Origin of the sequence: Gordonia humi, from assembly GCF_014197435.1 — a bacterium.
GTDB lineage: Bacteria > Actinomycetota > Actinomycetes > Mycobacteriales > Mycobacteriaceae > Gordonia > Gordonia humi.
Genome location: NZ_JACIFP010000001.1, coordinates 591,183 through 610,874 on the forward strand (window position 1 = coordinate 591,183; position 19,692 = coordinate 610,874).

The 19,692-nt window shown below is 62.9% G+C and carries 17 protein-coding genes and 2 pseudogenes; 14 read left to right on the plus strand and 5 right to left on the minus strand.

Going from position 1 to position 19,692, the window contains the following annotated elements:
• Window positions 1-43: 43 nt before the first annotated feature.
• Window positions 44-1,174: an isochorismate synthase gene (locus tag BKA16_RS02600; RefSeq protein ID WP_183369177.1), complete on the plus strand. Its 1,131-nt coding sequence runs from the start codon at window positions 44-46 to the stop codon at window positions 1,172-1,174.
• A 228-nt stretch (window positions 1,175-1,402) separates the two neighbouring features.
• On the opposite strand, the pseudogene BKA16_RS02605 reads toward BKA16_RS02600, so the two are convergent.
• The 4 genes and pseudogenes from BKA16_RS02605 to BKA16_RS02620 all read right to left on the minus strand — a co-directional run.
• A pseudogene (locus tag BKA16_RS02605) lies at window positions 1,403-1,969 on the minus strand (transposase); the annotation flags it as partial.
• A 368-nt stretch (window positions 1,970-2,337) separates the two neighbouring features.
• Window positions 2,338-3,530, minus strand: a protein-coding gene (locus tag BKA16_RS02610; protein WP_183369180.1) for an IS3 family transposase whose coding sequence is annotated in 2 segments (ribosomal slippage) — window positions 2,338-3,243 and window positions 3,246-3,530 — 1,191 coding nt in all. Because the reading frame shifts where the segments join, the coding sequence is not laid out codon by codon here.
• A 50-nt stretch (window positions 3,531-3,580) separates the two neighbouring features.
• Window positions 3,581-3,883: a DUF3560 domain-containing protein gene (locus BKA16_RS02615; protein ID WP_221246721.1), complete on the minus strand. Its 303-nt coding sequence runs from the start codon at window positions 3,881-3,883 to the stop codon at window positions 3,581-3,583.
• Between the two features lie 4 nt (window positions 3,884-3,887).
• Window positions 3,888-5,162 carry an MFS transporter gene (locus BKA16_RS02620; protein ID WP_183369183.1) on the minus strand — a complete coding sequence of 425 codons (1,275 nt, stop codon included), beginning with the start codon at window positions 5,160-5,162 and terminating at the stop codon, window positions 3,888-3,890.
• A gap of 934 nt (window positions 5,163-6,096) precedes the next feature.
• Between BKA16_RS02620 and BKA16_RS24035 the strand changes: the two genes are divergently transcribed.
• Window positions 6,097-6,219, plus strand: a complete 123-nt coding sequence (locus BKA16_RS24035) for a hypothetical protein (protein WP_281378509.1) — start codon at window positions 6,097-6,099, stop codon at window positions 6,217-6,219.
• A pseudogene (locus tag BKA16_RS23725) lies at window positions 6,185-6,669 on the plus strand (thiamine pyrophosphate-dependent enzyme); the annotation flags it as partial. The gene BKA16_RS24035 and the pseudogene BKA16_RS23725, both read left to right, overlap by 35 nt.
• Before the next feature lie 13 nt (window positions 6,670-6,682).
• Here BKA16_RS23725 and BKA16_RS02625 read toward each other — a convergent pair.
• Complete coding sequence (locus BKA16_RS02625) at window positions 6,683-7,303, minus strand: TetR/AcrR family transcriptional regulator (RefSeq protein WP_183369186.1); 621 nt, start codon at window positions 7,301-7,303, stop codon at window positions 6,683-6,685.
• A gap of 294 nt (window positions 7,304-7,597) precedes the next feature.
• Here BKA16_RS02625 and BKA16_RS02630 point away from each other — a divergent pair, with 294 nt between their 5' ends.
• The 11 genes from BKA16_RS02630 (at window position 7,598) to BKA16_RS02680 (ending at window position 19,628) form a co-directional block, all read left to right on the plus strand.
• Window positions 7,598-8,788 (plus strand): LLM class flavin-dependent oxidoreductase, encoded by a 1,191-nt coding sequence (locus BKA16_RS02630; protein WP_183369189.1) that lies wholly within the window; start codon window positions 7,598-7,600, stop codon window positions 8,786-8,788.
• Window positions 8,785-9,642, plus strand: coding sequence for an enoyl-CoA hydratase/isomerase family protein (locus BKA16_RS02635; RefSeq protein ID WP_183369191.1), 858 nt, complete (start codon window positions 8,785-8,787; stop codon window positions 9,640-9,642). The genes BKA16_RS02630 and BKA16_RS02635 overlap by 4 nt, the downstream gene beginning before the upstream one ends.
• Before the next feature lie 4 nt (window positions 9,643-9,646).
• Window positions 9,647-10,432, plus strand: a complete 786-nt coding sequence (locus BKA16_RS02640; RefSeq protein ID WP_183369194.1) for an enoyl-CoA hydratase/isomerase family protein — start codon at window positions 9,647-9,649, stop codon at window positions 10,430-10,432.
• 71 nt (window positions 10,433-10,503) lie between these two features.
• Complete coding sequence (locus tag BKA16_RS02645) at window positions 10,504-12,402, plus strand: AMP-dependent synthetase/ligase (protein WP_183369196.1); 1,899 nt, start codon at window positions 10,504-10,506, stop codon at window positions 12,400-12,402.
• Between the two features lie 49 nt (window positions 12,403-12,451).
• Entirely contained in the window at window positions 12,452-13,183 is a 732-nt protein-coding gene (locus BKA16_RS02650) for a creatininase family protein (RefSeq protein ID WP_246371585.1), read from the plus strand.
• An 84-nt stretch (window positions 13,184-13,267) separates the two neighbouring features.
• Window positions 13,268-13,786, plus strand: a complete 519-nt coding sequence (locus BKA16_RS02655) for a flavin reductase family protein (protein WP_183369199.1) — start codon at window positions 13,268-13,270, stop codon at window positions 13,784-13,786.
• Complete coding sequence (locus BKA16_RS02660; RefSeq protein WP_183369201.1) at window positions 13,783-14,865, plus strand: 3,4-dihydroxy-2-butanone-4-phosphate synthase; 1,083 nt, start codon at window positions 13,783-13,785, stop codon at window positions 14,863-14,865. The genes BKA16_RS02655 and BKA16_RS02660 overlap by 4 nt, the downstream gene beginning before the upstream one ends.
• A gap of 75 nt (window positions 14,866-14,940) precedes the next feature.
• Complete coding sequence (locus BKA16_RS02665) at window positions 14,941-16,560, plus strand: AMP-binding protein (protein WP_183369204.1); 1,620 nt, start codon at window positions 14,941-14,943, stop codon at window positions 16,558-16,560.
• Window positions 16,561-16,639: 79 nt separating this feature from the next.
• Window positions 16,640-17,137, plus strand: coding sequence for an Lrp/AsnC family transcriptional regulator (locus BKA16_RS02670; RefSeq protein WP_183369206.1), 498 nt, complete (start codon window positions 16,640-16,642; stop codon window positions 17,135-17,137).
• Between the two features lie 572 nt (window positions 17,138-17,709).
• A complete protein-coding gene (locus tag BKA16_RS02675) occupies window positions 17,710-18,372 on the plus strand; it encodes a FadR/GntR family transcriptional regulator (protein ID WP_183369208.1) in 663 nt (220 codons plus the stop codon).
• Entirely contained in the window at window positions 18,372-19,628 is a 1,257-nt protein-coding gene (locus tag BKA16_RS02680) for an MFS transporter (RefSeq protein ID WP_183369210.1), read from the plus strand. Before BKA16_RS02675 ends, BKA16_RS02680 begins: the two co-directional genes overlap by 1 nt.
• Window positions 19,629-19,692 lie beyond the last annotated feature (64 nt).

Below are 19,692 nucleotides of genomic sequence, written 5' to 3' on the forward strand. Positions count from 1 at the left end.
CTCCGTCCCCATCCACCGTGAAGACCACGACTCTAGGACTTCGATGACTCCCTCATTCCCGACGACCGAACTCGAGACGACCGAACTCGAGACGACGCCGAACGGAGCGGTCACGCCGACCGGCCCGCACCGCATGCGCTGGCGCTCGGGCGGCGCGGAGACGACCGCGTCCGCGACGATCGAACCGGGCCCGCCCGCACGCGAATCCGCCGACCTCGGTCGGGCGATGGAACGCGCCGCGGCCGAGTCCGCCGACGGTGTCGCCTTCGGCGCACTGCCGTTCGATCGGTCGGCCCCGTCCACTCTGATCGTCCCGACCCGTGTCGCGCAGGAACGCCCGTCGACACCGTTGCGCCGGGGCTCGAGCAGGCCCGCCGAACCCGCCGACTATCTCGCCGGGGTGTCGGCCGTCCTGACCCGCATCACCGACAGCGACGTCGACAAGGTGGTGCTGGCCCGGTACAGCGACGTCACGTTGCACACACCCGGTGATCCGCTCGACATCGCGGCGAGACTGGCCGACCGCAACCCGTCCGCACATGTCTTCGCACTGCCCACCGGCCCGGATCGCCACCTCGTCGGAGCGAGCCCGGAACTGCTGCTCGCCAAGACCGGTGCGCACCTGCGGTCGCACCCGCTCGCGGGGTCGGCGCGGCTGACCGGCGATCGTGCGGTCGACCGGCAGGCGGCCGACGGGCTCCGCCGCTCGGACAAGAACTTGCGTGAACACCGCTACGTGGTCGACGCGATCTGCGATCTGCTGTCCCCGCACTGCCGTCGCCTCTCGGCCGCGGACCCGGACGTCGTGTCGACCGACTCGATGCTTCATCTGGGCACCGTAATCACCGCGGAGCTCGACGATCCGAGCACCCCGTCGTCGATGCTCGCCGCCGAGCTCCATCCCACCCCGGCGGTGTGCGGCACTCCCCGCGCGGAGGCCGCCGCGATCATCGGAGCGACCGAATCGTTCGACCGCGGCTTCTTCGCCGGCGCCGTCGGATGGCAGGATCGCGCGGGCGACGGCGATTGGGCGGTGTCGATCCGGTGCGGCGAGGTCACCCCGGACCGGATCCGCGCCTACGCCGGTGCGGGAATCGTGGCGGGCTCCGATCCGACGGCCGAACTGGCCGAGACCGAGGGCAAGCTGTCGACGTTCCTCGCGGCACTCGGCTGACCTCGGCGACACGGTCGATGCAGGAGGTCGTCACCAGTTCGTGGCGATGACCGTCGGCATCGTGGGCCTCTACCACCATCCGCCGGAGAACACCGGTGGCCTGTGCATGGACGAGAAGTCCCGGGTCCAAGCACTCGACCGTTCGCAGTCAGTCCTACCGATCCCGCCCCAAGCACCCGAACGGGCCACCCACGACTACGTCGGCAACGGTGTCACGAGCCTCTTCCTGGCGGCCTTGTTGCGCACGTGTCCGCCATCGCGGATCTTGGCGATAATCACATCGAGGTAGATCACCGGATACAGCGCCTCGAGGTCGCGGGTCTGCCATTTGGCGACCTCGTCGGCGACTTCCTCGGTGATCTTCGAGATCGTCTCGTGCGACATGTCGGTGCCGATCGTCGACGCGAGATGATGTTGGATGTCGCGAATCGTCATGGCGCCGGCGTGGAGCGAGACGATCATCGCATCGAGGCCGTCGAGGCGGCGTTGGCCCTTGCGGACCAGCATCCGGGTGAAGCTGCCGTCGCGGTCCCGCGGGACCGACAACGCCACATCGCCGATCTCGGTCGCCACGGTTTTGGCGGCGTATCCGTTGCGGGAGTTCGGAAACGACGCCGCATCCGGGTCCCCGGCCTCGTAGCCGAGGTGCTCGGTCAGCTCGGTGTTCAGGCCTCGTTCGAGGGTCGCTTTGAGAAGCGAGTTCAGCAGTCCGCCCTGCCCGCCGACCGGTTCTCCGGCATCGATACGAGCGAACACGTCGTCGAGTGCTCCCGAGGCGATCAGTTCGTTGGCCATCTCGGTCTGCCGACGGCGTTTCTCTGCACGCGAATCATCCACGCTCACATCATGATTGACAGTCACTACAGCGGTTCCTTTCAGGGTTGAACCTCACCGCTTACACAGACCATCTGACACGCCCTCGAGGTCGGCGATCATCGCGTCGAGATCGTCAACGAAGTCAGTGACCGCCGGTGACTCGATCCGCTCTTTTCTACCGACTGTTCGCGCCGGGCGCACTCATCCCGGCGACCCGCCCGATTTGCTCCCATGTCCGCCCGGCGCGCCGCCCGCGTGTGATCGCCACGTCGATCGCTACTGCGGCCGCGCGGTGAGCGGCCAACGCAAGAGCGAGGGGCTGCTGCACGATCGGGTGACAGTTTCGGTTACGCAGCCTGAGTGGCTGGCGTGGTCATGATGGTCTCGAACTCGATTGGGGTCAAACGGCCGAGGGCGGCCTGTCTGCGGCGTCGGTGGTAGGTCCGTTCGATCCAGGTCACGATCGCGATCCGGAGCTCTTCGCGGGTGGTCCAGGTGCGCCGGTCGAGGACGTTCCTTTGCAGCAGGCTGAAGAAGCTCTCCATGGCCGCGTTGTCCCCGGCCGCGCCGACACGGCCCATCGAGCCGACCATGGCGTGGCGGTTGAGCGCGTGGACGAATTTGCGGCTGCGAAATTGCGAGCCGCGGTCGCTGTGGACGACGCAGCCAGCGACGTCACCGCGGCGGGCGACGGCGTTGTTCAACGCAATGACGGCGAGCCGGGACTTCATTCGCGAGTCGATGGAGTAGCCGACGATCCGGTTGGAGTAGACGTCCTTGACCGCGCAGAGGTAGAGCTTACCCTCGCTCGTCCAGTGCTCGGTGATGTCGGTCAGCCACAGCTCGTTCGGGGCGCCTGCGGTGAACTCGTGCCGGGTCACGCCGTGCCGGTCGACGTAGGCGCACAGGTCGTCGTGGACCGGTGGGCCGGGCTTCTTACCGTGCTTGCCGCGTCTCTTGCCGAACGCCGACCACCAGCGGTTGGACGAGCAGATCCGCCAGCCGGTCCGCTCAGCCATCGCCTCGCCGGCTTCGACCGCCTCGTCGACCAAGAACCGGTAACCGAACTCCGGATCGTCACGGTGGGCGTCGAATAACGCGTTCGCGCGATACGCCTCCACCAGTTCGGCGTCGGTGACCGGGCGGGCGAGCCACCGGTAGTAGGGTTGGCGAGCGATCCTCAAAACCCGACACGTCACCGCGACGGGGATCCCGTCAACGGCCAGCTCGCGCACGAGCGGGTAGATCATTTTCCCGGCAGGTTCGCCTGCGACAGATACGCCGCCGCCCGGCGGAGCACCTCGTTCTCCTGCTCCAGCAACCGGACCCGCCTGCGCAGCTCACGCTCGGTCGCGGACTGCTCGGACGTCGTTCCGGGCTTGACCCCGTCCTCGACGTCGGCGGTCCTCAACCAGTTCGTCAGGCACGACTCGCTGATCCCGAAGTCGGCAGCGATCTGCTTCAGATGGACGCCTGGTTCGCGGTTCCTGGCGACACGAACCACGTCGTCGCGGAACTCCTCGGGATACGGCTTCGGCACGATGCACATCCTTCCAGCAGCACCTCTCGGCACCACAGATCAGATGTCACCTATCCGTGCAGCAGCCCCCTGTGGTGGCCGATCTTGATCGGCTCTCCGCCTTCGGGGAGCAGGGCAGCAGCTCGCTGTTGGGCGGCTTCTGCTGCGTCGGCGGCGGCGTGTGTGCGGTCGGACTTTGCTGCGAGGGCGTCGGCGCGTGCAGCTGCTCGGGCGGCTTTGTCGGCCTCGACGTCGGCGGTGGTGCGGCGGGTGCGGTCGATGTCGGTATCGACGTCATACCCTGCGGCACGCAGCTGGGCATACGCCGAGCGCCGGATCGGTGCGGCCTGCGCGGTCCTCGGCGCTGCGGCCAAAGGCCTACACGGAGTTCGCCGTAGCGCGTGACCGATGAGTGGGGGCCACGCCCCGCAGACAGACCAGTGCGATGACGCCCAGCACCAATATCATCGCGCCTACGCGCCAGCCGTTGCTTGCGGCCCCGTCCACCAAGACGACCGAGAGCATGGGAGAGAAGCTCGCAAGCACGGCCGCCACTGAGTAACTTGTCGTCACGCCGCTGAACCGGATCTGCGGTGGGAACAGCTCAGCAAACAGAGTCGCCTGGGTTCCCTGCTGGAAGCACATCGTCAGGGTAGCGCCGCCGACGGCAATGATCAGCGGCCACACATTGGAAGGCGTCGCCTTCGACATCAGGATCCAGCAGGGCACGGCCCATCCGCCCATCACAACTATGCCGATGGCATAGATGCGAACCCTGCCGTACAGGTCAGAGAGATACCCGCACAGCGGAGTCAGCGGAATGCACACTGCGGCGGAGATCAGAACTGTAAGAAGTGCCACGTTGCGATCGATTCCTAGATTGCTGGTCGCGAACTCTAGCGAAGTGGTTGCCGTCGTATAGAAGACGACTATGCCCACGAGATAGGTGAACGCGGCCGAGATGATCAAGCGGGGGTACTGTCGAATAACCTGGAGCATCGGTGATCGCTGTGCCGCTACCTGCTCAATTTTCTGCTCCGCCTTACGAAACTCCGGGGTGTCCTCCATGTATCGGTGCACCAGGAACGAGATGATCAGAATCAGCGAGCTGGCCCAAAAGGGAATGCGCCATCCCCAGTCCAAAAACTGATCCGTGCCGAGCATAGCCGATGCTGTGACTACGGTCACGTTTGCACCAATGAGTCCGACCGGGATGCCGAGCTGGGCGAAGCTTCCGTACAGTCCGCGCCGGTTCTTGGGCGCATACTCCGTAGCCATGAGCACCGCGCCACCCCATCCCGCGCCGACGGCGAGACCCTGGCAGATACGCAGGGCGACCAGTACACTTGGGGCCAACCACACGATGCCGGTGCTCGGAACGAATCCGACAAGCGTCGTCGACAAGCCCATGAGCACAGTACCTGCAACTAGCACTGGTTTACGACCGTACCGATCGCCGAAATGGCCAGCGATAATACCGCCGAGCGGTCGCGCCAGTGCGCCGACTGCGAGTGTTGCAAAAGAATTCACCGCAGCCGTCACTGGGTCATCGCTGGCGAAGAACGTGACATTGAAAACGATGGCGGCAATGGTGGCGTAGACATAGAAGTCGTAATACTCAAGTGAAGTCGTCACCACCGACACTGCGAGCACTCGCCACCGCCTCGCCCTGCTCACTTGTTCACTTTCGGGAAGAGTTTGGATATCGACCATCGGGTGATTTTCCTAATCTGTGAGGGCATTCCCGAGCGAGGATGCGAGACATCGAGTTTCGGGATGAGGGGAAAGATGAGGGCACGCGTGTACTCGGAATGACAGCGCGCGTCTCGCGCGCTCTGCTGATTCCTGGTCGTCGTCGCCAACACCGGCGAGACGTGAATCACATATAACGTAATGCGAAGTCCAATGTCTGTCAACGTTCGCGATCGAGCTCCACCGAGGGAGGGGCACTCCCAACGATCACTCGAGTTCAGAGCTAGTTTCATGAGTATGTCGTCAGAGGCGACGCCCGTTGGCGGCGGCAGAGACTTCGAGGTCGCTCTTGAGCAGTAAGTTAAGGTTGAATCACAATTTGGCGCGATGCGCGGATCACCGGAGCCCGGGCGGGTGAGGAAGGCGTCCGGTAGTGACCGGCGATGATCGAGGGCCCCGACGTCAAGGGAGGTTCGGGGGAAAGGCCACCTAGCAGAGCAATTCTGACAGCGCCAGCCCGCACGCCATGTCGACTCTTGTGTGCCGTTGTCCTGTCTTCGGGCGCGTAGCATGGGCGAGCGCACCGGGGATCTCAAGGGTCAGGATTGTCAGGAGATACGGCGGCTCTCATTGCGCGCACATGCTTCGCCCGAGGTGGCGTATCGGCGTGCATTCTGCACCCGTGCGGCGCCGACTCTTGCGTTCCTCCGAGACTTGCCGCACCGTCATAGTAATGCGAGAAGACCTCGGCGGCTGAGTAGTTCGACATCATTTCGCTGCAGTTATCACTAGCCTGGCGGGCGCCACCCTCGTGGCTCGGCCGACTGGAACGTGCGAGTCGATCAGGCCTGCAGGTGGCGGTCCTCTCGCAACAATCGTATGGATGAGGAGCTTCGTGTTCACCCCGACCCCAGCCACCGACAATTCAGTGTCCGCCGTCGGCGTTGCCGGAGATTCGGCGACGCTCGAAGCGGTCGCGGATAGCGATGTTCTCGGTAATGACGTCGCCGCGGTTTGAGCAGTTGCAGCCTGGAGACCGTGCTTCGGTCAAGCCACATGCCTCGCCTGTGCTGCACAGCCCGAACTATCTCTTGGGCGAGCTCGATGAAAAGTATCTGACGACTCTGCGCGAGTACAGGGTTGGAGTCGTACCTGAGCCGCTCGAAGGATCCCGACACCGTCGACTACTCCACCGGATCGTCGGTATCGGCGCCACCGCTCCCATCTGGGGTACGATCCGCCCGGCGGTATGTCCAGACCACCACGGGCACAGCCGGTAGCGGCCGTCTGTACTCGCTCGTGGGCGACACAGAGCTTGCCGAGGCAGCCGTGTGGGAGGCTGTTCTCGATCCCGGAGTCACAGAACTCGGCGAGGGTGGTGTGGATCATCGATTTGAAGAGGCAGTCGCTGGACCGGGCGGTTTCCAACATTGCCGCCGGCGGTCTGGAGAAAATGTTGCGGCCGGCGTCGCGACACCGGGTCATTCGTCGGATCGTAGGTCCAGCGACATTGACGAGGTCAGCGCCTGCATGGCCGCGTGCGACATCATCACGGTGATGGACGCTCGGTCCAGCCCTTTATTCAGAGTCGCAAGCGAATTGAGCATCGCGAAGACAGAGTGAGTCAGCAGTCGGACCTGCGGCTCGGAGATATCGGGCCGCAGGGGAATCACCAAACCGATCCATTCCTCGGCGTATCTGCTCATCTCTCGCCGTATGCGCCTTCGTTCGACTTCGGAGAAGACATGTTCGTTCTTCTGGAATATCAACGGCGTCGGTGGCGCATCCATGACCGACCTGATGTGGTGGTCGGTCATCGCCTGTAGTGCGCGAACCGGATCAGCCTCGGACTCGACGGTAGTTCGGGCGAACTCCTGCAAGGCGTCCAATCCCTTCTCCACCACCGCAACCAAGAGGGCCTGCTTGTTTCGGAAATGGCGATACAGCGCCGGACCGGAGACGCCGGCTTGGGCGCAGATCATCTCAACGGTGACCGAGTCATAGGCGTTGTGCAGGAACACCTCGGCTGCCACCGCTATCAGCTGCTCACGTCGCGGCGAACTCGCGCTGCCCCCCGCCGAGCTCCTGCTCCCTGATGTCATGGGTAACACCCTATCTGGCCTTTCCTTACCGCCGGCGCACCACCTCTGACCAGGTAGAGCGCCGCACGGAGCCAAACTAATCTGGCCCCACCCAGACTCGAAGTTATGGACTATTAACCCTCGCCGCATCTGACGAGCACCCCACCACCAGGGTGAAGTGTATGGATAAAGAGGCCTGTACCTGGGCTTATTGGCTCTCCGCGAAGCGCCTGCAACCTGCCACTGGCCGCCTGTTGACAGTCGGGGTGGTCGGCTATACATTAATGGGGATTAACACAGTGAAAGGATTTTGTGATGCGATTCATCTTCATGAGCGAGGGCGAGACGCAGCCCGGCCATACTCACGAACACCGCTACCGTGAGTTGGTCGACGAGGTCTTGCTCGCCGAGGAGGTGGGGTTCGACGCTTTCGGCACTTCGGAACAACACGTCGCCATCGGCACCGCATCTACATCTGCACCCGAAGTCATTTACCCCTATCTGATGGCGTTGACCAGTCGGATCCGGTTCGTGCATCTGGTCACTCTGTTGCCCACTCGGATCAACCACGCTCTCCGCGTTGCGGAGCGATTGGCGACCGAGGACATTCTGTCCAACGGACGTGTGGAACTCGGCGTCGGCCGCGGCAACACCACGCTTGCGCTCCGCGCTTTCGAGGTTTCTCCTGCCGAGAACAAAGCGCAGCAGCTTGAGGGACTCGAGGTGATTCGACGGGCGCTGCATAACGACGTGTTCTCCTACGTAGGCGAGCACTACAAGATCCCGCCGCGCGGCCTGGTTCCCCGAGGTCTCCAGAAGCCCTACCCGCCGATCCATATGGCCACCGGCAGCCCGGAGTCTGTGCGGGCAGCGGCCGAACTGGGAGTCGGCGCGATCGTCGGAGGGTTCTATCTGGGCTTCGAGTTCATCGAGAACATGCTGCGCATCTACGATGACGCACTGGCCGGAGCAACGCATACCTACCCGCTCCAGGCGGAGAAGATCGTCGCGGTGGCCGGCGGCATGCACTGCGCCGATACCCGAGACGAGGCGCTCCGTTGGGCCCGGTCACTGACAGATACCGTGGCCCTCTCCACCGACGCCTACCAGCGACTGGCGAAACTGTCCTCCGACTACCAGTACATGGGTGCGGTCAAGGACGTCGACTTCACCGATGAGAACTACATGTTCAACGATTCCGCCGGATTCATTGTCGGCGACCCCGATGACTGTGTTGCCCAGGTCCAGCGGTTCGCCGACCTCGGGGCCGACTCGTTGGTGATGAGAATCGACGGGCTTCCACACGAGGAACTCATGAAGTCTATCGAAATGTTCGGCAAGTACGTGATCCCGAAGTTCAAGAACCCTCGCGCGGTGGTTCGTGACTCCGACGATATTCTCGCCGACATTCGCGCCGCCCGCCCGGCGCACTACGCCGAGGTGGAAGCATTCAACAACTCAAAACAGCAAGTGACCGAGACCGCCACGGCAGGAGAATCACGATGACCGACAACGACATCTTCGATCGCTACCCCAACGAGATCCAGATCGAGCGCAAGCCCGGTGGAGTACTGCTGATCACTCTCAACCGTCCAGACAAGCTCAACTCCCTGACCATGCCCATGTTCGAGTGTATGGCAGATATCTGGGCTGACATCGATCGGGATCCGGCCACTCGCGTGGCAGTCGTGACCGGAGCTGGTCGCGGCTTCTGCACCGGGATGGACGTGGCCCAGCCGGATCTTACACTCGACGAGGCGATCGCGCTCATGGAGACCGAGCGTCGTCGGCTGAACAATCTGGTCAACATGGATAAGCCGTTGATCTCGGCAATCAACGGATCCGCTGTCGGGTGGGGACTGTCGATGGGTCTACTGGCCGACATCAGCGTAGCGGCAGACGACGCGACGCTGCTCGACGGTCATACCCGGGTGGGAGTCGTGGCTGGCGACCATTCGTCGTTGATCTGGCCGCTCCTGGTCGGAATGGCGAAGGCCAAGTACTACCAATTGACTTCAGCGCGGCTCAGCGGTGCGGAGGCCGAGCGAATCGGGCTCGTCAGTCTCGCCGTCCCGCAGGATCAGGTACTTTCCCGCGCGCTGGAGATCGCCGACGGACTCTCGCATGGGTCACAGCAAGCCATCAGGTGGACCAAGCGGTCGCTCAACACCGGGTGGCTAACGAATGCGCTGCCTCAGCAGGAACTGTCGGCTGCGCTCGAAACCCTCGGATTCGCCGGCGCCGACTACCTTGAAGCGAGGCGAGCCTTCCGTGAGGGGCGTGAGGTATCGTTTCCGTCAGCACGTGGAATCGAGGAAGCGGTTAGTGAGCCGTCCCCGGATGCCGCGCCTGTCCGGTGACATCATGACCGAGGATATCGCGACAGCCGGCGTCTTGGAGCTCTCCGGGATCGATGAGTCCGGCGTTCTGATCGCCACCATGGACAACCCTCCTGCCAATGCGATGAATCGGGCGCTAATCCGGGGGCTGACCGAACTATTCGTGGATCTCGCCAGCGGCACTGATGCGCCGGCAGTCGTGCTCACCGGCCGCGGTGACAGATTCTTCACTGCCGGGGGAGACATCAAGGAACTCGAGGGCGCCGAGGCATCTGAGCTAGATGGGCGAATGCGTGATTTCCATGCGCTGCTCACCGCCCTGGACCGGTACCCACGACCAGTGGTCGGCGCAGTCAATGGCCACTGCGTCGGCGGGGGCATGGAACTGGCGCTGTTTACCGATGGCGTGCTTGCTGTCGATCATGCCAGATTCGGATTTCCGGAGATCAATCACGGGCTGCTGCCGGCGGATAAAGGGATTCAACGGGCCGTCAAGTTGCTCGGTGCGCACACCGCCCGCAATCTGTTGCTTACCGGTGAAATATTCGGTATACGCCGGGCCGTTGATATTGGTCTCGTCGAGCGCGTCGTCGAGCCCGATCGTCTGCTAACGGTCGCCGTCGAGCGCGCACGGACGTTAGCCGCTAAACCGGCTGTCCTGTATGCCGCTCTGAAATGGAGTGTAAACAAACCGGTCGACGAGGACGATGGCGAATCGTTACGTGCCACACTAAGTGCGGCGGAGAACTACTTCGACGACCCTGCCGCGGCGGCCGCTCGTGCACGCTGGTCGGGAAGGCGCGACCGATGAGCTTCTGAACCGTCACGATATACAGCTGCACTACTCGTACCCCCGCTCTGCAGGCCAAGGATCCAAGTTAAATGGCATCAACCAGACCAGTATCAACGAAGCCGTCCGGCGGCCAGAAGATCCCCGTGTTACAACACGCCTCAGGTTTTCAGGCAGTCGAGCGAACATTTGCCCAAATGCTGCACGACCGAGCACAACACGAACCGCATACGGTGGCATTCAACCAATGGAAAGACGGAGTGGTCCAGCCGACCACCTGGAGAGAGTATGACGAGCGCGTCACGCGGGTAGCGCTCGGGCTCAACGATCTTGGCGTCACGCCCGGCGACAGGGTGGCGATCATGTGCTCGGCACGACAAGAGTGGGTGATCGCGGCGCTGGCGGTACTCACCGTCGGCGGCGTCCTCGTCGGCGTCTACCCGACGAGCTCGCACCACGAACTCGAGCAGGTACTCGGCAGCAGCGAGGCGACTGCGATCGTCGCCGAGACCGCTGCTGATCTGGCTAAGGTCTCCGAAGTGGCGCCGAGGCTTCCGCATCTACGGGTGGCGATCGGTGTAGACGCCGTGCCGTCGGGCCCGGCGACGATGACGGCGGCAACCTGGCAGACCGTCATCGAAGCTGGTACCAAGCTGGGTCAATCTGCACCCGACCTGCACGACGAACTGATTCGAGACGGTGACATCGACCAGCCCGCGGTCTTGTTCTCCACATCGGGGTCGACGGGCGCGCCAAAGTACGTGGTCCATACCCACCGGTCGCTCCAGTACGCGGTGCTGAGCCAGGCGATGACCTATCCCGAGATGGGTCGTGTGCAGCACGACCTGGTGGGTTTTCTGGGACTGTCCCACGTTGCGCCGGCGCTTATGGGGGTATTCGCACCGGTCATGACCCGGCTGGTGATCACCTTCTGCACGATGGAGGAACGCTCCGAGGTGCTCATCGCGGTACGGCCGACGGCGGTCGTGTGGCCGCCGAGAATGCACGAGAAACTCGCCACGGAAGCACTGCAGGCGATCAAGAACTCGCACCCCGCGTTTCGGATCGGATACTCGCTCGCCATGCGTGTTGCGAGAAGAACGAGTGCGCTGAGATGGCGGGGTGCGTCAGTGCCGATCCACCTGCGCGCCGCCGATGACGTCTGCAGGAAACTGATCTTCCTCCCTCTTCGGGCGAAGGTCGGTATGGACCGGATCACGGTCAGCTGGACGGCCTCTGGAAGCATGACACCCGAGGTGGCGGCGCTCTGGCATACCTGGGGTCTGGATCTTCGCGAGCTCTACGGAACAACCGAGACGTGCGGGACCGTCATCGCGCAGTGGGATCGAGACTATCCGGCGCCGGGAACCATCGGTAAATGCCTTCCCGACGACCGGTGGGCCGCGCGTGTCTCACCGGATGGTGAGCTTGAACTACGGGCGCCGTGCCTGTTTACGGAGTACTGGAACAATCCGGAGGCAAGAGCGGATGCCTTCAATGACGGCTGGTATCGCACCGGCGACCTCGTCGAGATGGCCGCGGACGGGGAGGTGAAGATCATTGGGCGGGTCAAGGATCTCATCAAGACCAGCGGCGGCAAGTCGGTCAGCCCGCAACCGATCGAAATCAGGCTCAAAGCGAGTCCGCTGATCGACGAGGCGATCATCGTCGGTGAAGGCCGCAAGTATCTCACCGTGTTGCTAGCGGTCAGTGCGGAGGCGCGCGGGATGGAGCCAGGCGAGCGCGACGCCGTACTGCGGCAGTGGATCGATGAAGTCAATTCTGAGCTCGCCCGGCCGCTGCAGCTCAAGGACTTCCGGGTGCTTCCGAGGCCGCTGTCCGCGGACTCGGGGGAGCTCACTCTGAAGGGGACCATCCGACGTGCGAATGTACTGATTTCGTTCGCAGATGTGGCCCAAACGATGTACAGCGGAGACGAGCATAGTGAGATCGCCCGCCACACCCGATTCATCAGGACCGGCCGTGGCTAGCAGATCAGTGGCCGATCATGTGCCTAACCGCGAACTGCGAATAGAGAACATGAGCAGTCCGGAAATCGCCGCCGCGGTGAATTCAGGAACACGCACGGTGGTGTTGCCGTTAGGCGCAACCGAGCAGCATGGCCCCCATCTGCCGTTGTCGATGGATGCGCTGCATGCCGATGAACTCGCCTTACGAATAGCGGGCCGGCTGGGTGACGCCTTAGTGTTGCCTACCGTCAGAGTGGGATACTCGCCCCATCATCTCGGCTTCGTGGGTAGCTTATCCGTCCGCGCCTCGACACTCGAAGCGATTTGTGAGGACTATCTGAGCCCGCTCGCCGAGTACGGTTTTAAACGCGCGATACTATTTTCCGGACATATCGGAAACTACCCGGTGATGCGCGAATTCGAAGAGCGGTTGAAACGAAGCCTGACGCCATTATCAGTAACTGTATTTACCGACGGCGAGGCCATCATCGATACCTGGCAAAAGTGCGCTGACGAGGTGTCAGGGCTCGGCGCGAGCGTGGGTGGACACGCCGATGTAGCCGAGACTGCGGTGATGCTGGCAATGCACCCCGGACACGTACGAACCGAATCACTCGAGTGCGGCTACACGGGAACGGTGGATGGCGAGCTCCTGCAACGCGCCTTCAACGATGGGTTCCGGTCGGTGTCGCCCAACGGGATTCTCGGTGATCCGCGTGGGGCGTCGGTCCCGCTGGGACAGTCCTGCCTTGAGTCGGTCACGGATCTGATCGTAGCGCATGTGGAAGGGACACTGTGCTGAAACGACTCATCGTGATGCGCGCGGCGCCGCGCCGCGTGCAATCACGCTTCGGCGTACTGATATCTGAAAGGACGAGAACATAGAATGAGTGCTCTAGAACCGGTAACCTCGGGAGACGCGGTGCTGGACGCCTCACGATTGCGACGATTGTACGGGCGGTATCCCACTGGTGTTGCGGCCCTGTGCGCGTTGCGATCCGGAGATCCGGTGGGGATCGTTGCGACGTCTTTCACTCCAGTTTCTATGGACCCGCCGCTCGTGTCCATCTGCGTGCAACATACGTCGACGACGTGGCCGGTGCTCTCGGCCGATAAGCACATTGGAATCTCCGTTCTCGCTGATTCGCAAGAGGCCGTATCCCGCCGGCTCGCCGCCAAGAAGGTCGACCGGTTTGCCGATGTTCGCTGGTTCTCCAGCGATACGGACGCGGTATTCGTGGACGAGGCGACAGCATGGCTCGACTGCAGCATCTCCCAGGCGATTCCCGCCGGCGATCACGACGTCGTACTGCTGCAGGTCAACCGCATGTCGATGAACGACGCGGCGGCACCTCTGGTGTTTCACGACAGCCGCTTTCGCACCCTGGTCGGGCTCGACCGATGACCGTCGGGCAGCGCACACGCGTGGTCCGTGCCTCCGAGTCACTGGCGGCCGGCCGGCCGGTCATCATGATCGGCGGTTGTGCACCGGAGACTGCCGAGGTGGTCATTGCCGGTGAACACGCGGATCCTGATTGTGTCGCTTGGGCCATCAGGTATACCTCGGGTTTCCTCTGCGCACCGATGAAGGCCCGCCGCGCTGACAGGTTGAATCTACCCGCTTTGAAAGGGGACGGGCCGCCGGGGTCCGGGGCCCCGGCTTATGCGGTCGGAGTCGACGCGGCGCACGGAATTGGCACCGGGATCAGTGCGGTGGACCGGGCTCACACGATTCGTGTGCTTGCCGCCCCCGGCACTCGGCCGGATGACCTCACCCGCCCGGGTCATGTCGTACCGGTCAGAGCCGCTGACCGGGGTGTTCTGCAGTGCCGTGGTACCGCAGAGGCGGCCGTCGACCTGTGCGCGATCGCCGGGCTGGCCTCGGTCGCGATCACAGCGACCTTGACCAGCGATGCCGGCAATCTGCTGCAGGGCACAGAACTCGCCGCCTTCGCCGATGAACACCACGTCGAGATGGTGACGGTCGACGATCTGGCCGACTATGTCGTGCATCATGGCACCGGTGGCGGGGGCCGTGTGTGCCGACTCACAGAACAGTCGGTGCGTATCAGTGTCAACGGCCCCTTCCTCATTGACTTCCTTGATGACGTCACTGGCGCGATCCATTCGGCGCTGACAGGACCCCTAGAACCCGGACGGACTCCTACTGTGCACGTGACTACGGCCTGTGCCCGGTGGGGATCGGGGCTCGGGACCGGGCTGCGTTCTGGGCACGACGACATCGCGCGCGACGTCGGACCGGTCACCGATCACGGGGGAATCGTCCTCACTCTTCGCGATACCGCTGAGCACTTCGCCACGGAGAAGTCGGAGTTGGCGCGCGGTGCAATTCTCGCCGTGCTGAGCCGGCTCGGCGTAGAACGAGCGCGGGTGGTCGGATGGCCGGATGGCCCCGATTGCACGACGATCCAGGTTATGGATCGATCTTCGGGTACGCCTTTCTCGCTTGAAGCTCCCGCCTGATATCTGCTCCATCCGCGAAGCGCTGGGGCACTGTAATCTACATAAATTCGGCAACGTCGCCTTTAGGAGAAATCAATGACCAGTCTCGACGTCCCGCTGACGCCGCTGCGCTTCCTAGAGCGCGCAAGCGAAGTAGTACCTCACAAGAATGCGATCATCGATGGCCCTCGCCGCTGGAATTACGCGGAGTTCGCCAATGAGGTACAGAGACTTGCCAAGTCGCTTCGAAATTCTGGGGTCGGAGACGGCGCACGCGTTGCCTATCTTGCGGCCAATTCTGCCGAACTGCTCATCGCACACTATGCGGTTCCGCTCGCGGGCGGAATTCTGGTAGCGATCAATACTCGATTGGCCGCTGCAGAGGTGGAGTACATCTGCGCGCATTCGGAGGCGAAATTGCTGTTCGGAGACGAGGAGATGCTGACCGCACTACAGTCGGCAGACGTCGCAGCTGATTCGGTCGATAACTGGATCTGTCTACCAGAGAGTGACGGGCGGACGTCGAATACGTGGCAGGGATCGCACTATACCGACTTCCTAGCAGACGGTCGCGGAACCGATATCGAGTGGACTGTAGCGGACGAGCAAGCGAATATTTCTCTCAACTACACCTCGGGCACCACCGGCAGACCCAAGGGCGTCCTGTACTCGCATCGAGGAGCATTCCTGAGTTCGCTCGGCGGTGCACACCACTCGAAGTTCGACGCATCCACAAAGTACCTGTGGACATTGCCTATGTTTCACTGCAACGGCTGGTGCACGACATGGGCGGTGACCGCCGCGCTGGGAACACACGTCTGCCTCCGCAGCGTCCGAGCCGACGCGGTGTGGGCGATGATCGATGAGCACCAGATCACCCACCTCAATGGGGCACCCACAGTGCTGACGATGCTGGCTTACGCCGAGCAGGCGCACGTCCTGACGACCCCGCTGACCATATCTAACGGGGGTGCACCGCCGAGCCCGACCATCATTGCGGCGATGAGGGCGCTCGGGGCTTCAGTGGTCCACATATACGGCCTCACCGAGACATACGGGCCGTACGCCGTGTGCGAACCGCAGCCAGAATGGGACGAGCTCGACGATGACCACCAAGCCCAGCTCATGGCGCGACAAGGTGTTGGGCTGATCTCGGGCCAGCGTGTGCGGGTTGTGCGCGAGGAGCTCTCCGATGCAGGCGAGCTGGTCGACGTCAAGGCCGACGGGCAGGAGATCGGCGAGCTCGTCATGCGTGGCAACGGAGTGATGAAGGGCTACTATAAAGATGAAGAGGGGACCCGCCAGGCCACCGCTGGCGGATGGTTTCACTCGGGCGATCTCGGCGTTATGCACCCGGACAAGTACGTGCAGGTTCTAGACCGCGCCAAAGACGTCGTCATATCGGGAGGCGAGAACATCTCCACGATCGAAGTCGAACACGCGATCCTGTCTCATCCGGGCGTCCTCGAAGCGGCGGTTGTGAGTACCCCGGATGATCGATGGGGTGAGCGGCCGAAGGCATTTGTGGTTTCCGTGGATCCCGATCTCGACGATCTCGCCTTAAATCGGCACGTGCGTGCCCGTATTGCCTCCTACAAGACGCCGGATGTCTTCGAGTTTGTTCGGGAACTTCCGAAGACATCGACCGGAAAGATCCGGAAGAATAAACTCCGAGAAAATGAGTGGAGCGCCCTCGAGGTTAAGATCCGCGGCTAAGAACAAGAGCCGCATACGCTCTCAAACAATCATTCGTGCCAGTGCCGACCATCGCGACGATCAACGAGGGAAGATAAAGATGCAGAAGAATACGATCGATCAGATCGATGCCAGAATTCTTCTCGCACTCAATAGTGATCCGCGGGCGACTGCTATAGCATTGGCTACGACGACCCGGTTATCCCGAAACACCATTCAAGCGCGCATCACCAAACTCCAGCAGATGGGCGTTCTGAGGGGATTTGAACGTCGGATCGACCCTGGTTCGCTGGGGTATCCGATTGCCGCCTTCATCTTCACTCGGGTGACCCAGCAGAAGCTGTCCGCCATCTCCGACGCGCTTGCGGAGGTGCCGGAGGTCGTCGAAGTACTCGGTCTCGGCGGCGTCACGGACCTGCTGATCCAGGTAGTCGCCCGAGGCACGGATGACCTCTACCGGGTCGCCGGCCGGATTCTAGACATCGATGGCGTCGAGCAGACGACGACTGCATTGGTGATGCGGACGTTCGTCGACTATCGCCTGACCCCACTCCTCGAGTCGATCACTCAGGGGCGTATCTCAGGGCCGTCCGAATAGCGGTTAGGGAGAGCATGGCCTGGCTAGAGAAGACGGCGGGCGTCAGAACTGAGGTCGGACGAGACGATGATCGCCCGGTGACCGGGCGAGCGGGGCTCGCGGAGCGAGGCCGTCTCGCGTTTCTGTCTGGGCACGGTCGCCGTTGAGTTCCCAGCTCCGCCAAATTCCCGGCTCCGGTGAGATCCGACCTGTGTGGAACGTCTCGCGCGCGGCGTGCCCGGGTCGCGACCTACTCGCTCGAGCGGAAGCCGTCTCCGACGGGCACGCGGCGACCGCTACCGGCGAGATCCACGGCGCACGCCGACGCCGGTGCGCCAGCCGCCCTTGGAGACGGGGTCGTGCAGGGCCGCATTCGGGGTGTCAGCGGATCAGCCGACCTTGAACTGCCGCTTGCATCCCTTGATCGGACCGATCCGCCTGCCCGAGACCCGCTGACGATCGAAGCTCAGCGCGAAGCCGACCAGATCCGACAGCGTTGTTAAACATAGGATGTTTGATACACTAGCCCTGGTTAATTCGTTGACAGAAGGGTGATTAAGCGCATGGGTCCAAGAACGACGCAGCGTACAACGTTGAGTGCGCAGGTGATTGATGAGCTCGAGCGGTTGGCTGCTTCGGGCGAATGGCCCGTAGGGAGTCGGATCCCCCCGGAACCGGAACTCATGGCGGCGCTCGGCGTGAGCCGCAACACGCTTCGCGAGGCGGTCCGCGCTCTCGTCCATACCGGCGTGCTGAGCTCTCGGCCAGGGGACGGAACGTATGTCGCCGCTGCTGATGGCCTCGCTGCGGCCCTCGCCCGCCGATTCCGAAACTCTGAGTCGCTGGAGATCATCGACGTGCGGCGGATGATCGAGTGCGAGGCCGCAGGGATGGCGGCTCGACGACGTAGCGCCGAAGATGTCACTGCGCTGCGTGAGTGCGAACGCGAATGCGCTCGGGCGGCGCGGGAAGGCGACCGGGATTCGGCGATCGCGGCCGAGCTGCGCTTTCACAGTGCGGTCGTGGCCGCGACGCATAACGGGCTCCTGCTCGATCTCTATACGCATATGACAGAGGCTGTTCGGGACTCCATCGCAGCCGCGGTCGATGCCCATACCGCCTACGGTCCAGCGCATGCTCAGCACGAAAGGATAATATCCTCAATTGCGTCAAATGACCCAGTAGCAGCGGAGTTGGCAGCAACCGAGCACCTCGAATCAGTCGCTGCGATGCTCGGCGAGAACGGACTACGGTAATGGTGACGTCACTTCACGATGAGCTCGCTACCCACAAGGTGGGAAACGTCGAAAGGCGTCCGACCCTGAGCCGGACCGCGGGATTCTGGCTCGTCGTCTTCTTGATCCTGACAGGTCTACTCGGCAGCTATGCGCTGACACCGCTGTATCCGATCTATCAAGACCGCTGGGGTTTCTCCGACTTGACCCTGTCGCTCGCCTTTGCCTGCTACGCACTCGGAACAGTCTTCGCGCTCATCGCAGTCGGATCGCTGTCCGATCGTATCGGCCGCCGCAACGCCTTCGTTCCGGCGTTGGTCGGAGTCATCGTCTCGGTGATCGTGCTCGCGACGGCGAACGGTGTGCCGATGCTGCTGATCGGACGCTCGCTACAGGGAATGGCGACCGGAATCGTCACCGGAACCGCTGGGGCCGCGCTGATCGACCTTGCACCGGGAGGCCAGGTCAAAGGGGTCAAGAGGGCTGCACTCGCCAACACCGCCAGCATCGCAGCCGGGTCTGCTCTCGGCCCGCTTGTCTCAGGGTTTCTGGTGGCGCACACCAGCTGGCCAACCCTTGCTCCCTACCTGCTGGTGATGGTCCTGCTGGTGATCGGGCTCGCCGGAGTGTTCTTTCTGCCCGCGGTTCCTCATAGCCACGCTGTGAAGCCGCGGCGGGAAACACTGATTCCGCGGGCGCCTGAGAACCGCGGGACATTCGTCCTCGCGTGCCTTGGGACCGTCGTCGCAAGCGCCAGCATGGCTCTCTACGCGGCTTTCGGTACGCCGATCGCACACCAGGCACACCTCGAGGGCAAATCGACTGGCGGCTTGCTGGTGTTCGCGACGTTCGCTGCGATCGGCATAGCGCAACTCCTGTTCAGCCGGTTGCACTCGCTCACCGCTATGCGGGCTGGCGTCGTGTGCGCCTTGGCCGGCTGGGGAGTGGTTGTCACCGCATTGCTGATGCAACATGGCGCGCTCCTGGTAATCGGCAGCATCGTCACCGGCACCGGCTGCGGACTAGCGATGATGGGCGGTGCGGCCGCTGTCAACCACATTGCACACAGTGATCGCCGCGCCGAGACCATCTCACTATACCTCACCATTATGTTCATCAGCCTCGCTATTCCGGGGATCGGAGCGGGAGCACTCTCCGACACGATAGGACTGACGAACACGACCATCGTCATGCTGGTTGTGGCGGCGGTTATCGCGGCCCTGGTGCTTGCCCTATCGCGAAGCGCTCGCATTACCGGTCCTCTCACCAGCAGATAGTAGTAGTGCCCCATAGAGTGGTGTAACTCGGTGACCAGGACCGTGGCTGGCCAGCGTGTGGCTG

Bases quoted from the DNA above. Each gene is read 5' to 3' on its own strand.
- BKA16_RS02625 (WP_183369186.1), bottom strand. From the start codon at position 7,303: ATGACATCAGGGAGCAGGAGCTCGGCGGGGGGCAGCGCGAGTTCGCCG.
- BKA16_RS02630 (WP_183369189.1), top strand. From the start codon at position 7,598: ATGCGATTCATCTTCATGAGCGAGGGCGAGACGCAGCCCGGCCATACT.
- BKA16_RS02600 (WP_183369177.1), top strand. From the start codon at position 44: ATGACTCCCTCATTCCCGACGACCGAACTCGAGACGACCGAACTCGAG.
- BKA16_RS02650 (WP_246371585.1), top strand. From the start codon at position 12,452: ATGAGCAGTCCGGAAATCGCCGCCGCGGTGAATTCAGGAACACGCACG.
- BKA16_RS02680 (WP_183369210.1), top strand. From the start codon at position 18,372: ATGGTGACGTCACTTCACGATGAGCTCGCTACCCACAAGGTGGGAAAC.
- BKA16_RS02655 (WP_183369199.1), top strand. From the start codon at position 13,268: ATGAGTGCTCTAGAACCGGTAACCTCGGGAGACGCGGTGCTGGACGCC.
- BKA16_RS02660 (WP_183369201.1), top strand. From the start codon at position 13,783: ATGACCGTCGGGCAGCGCACACGCGTGGTCCGTGCCTCCGAGTCACTG.
- BKA16_RS02635 (WP_183369191.1), top strand. From the start codon at position 8,785: ATGACCGACAACGACATCTTCGATCGCTACCCCAACGAGATCCAGATC.
- BKA16_RS02645 (WP_183369196.1), top strand. From the start codon at position 10,504: ATGGCATCAACCAGACCAGTATCAACGAAGCCGTCCGGCGGCCAGAAG.
- BKA16_RS02670 (WP_183369206.1), top strand. From the start codon at position 16,640: ATGCAGAAGAATACGATCGATCAGATCGATGCCAGAATTCTTCTCGCA.
- BKA16_RS02640 (WP_183369194.1), top strand. From the start codon at position 9,647: ATGACCGAGGATATCGCGACAGCCGGCGTCTTGGAGCTCTCCGGGATC.
- BKA16_RS02665 (WP_183369204.1), top strand. From the start codon at position 14,941: ATGACCAGTCTCGACGTCCCGCTGACGCCGCTGCGCTTCCTAGAGCGC.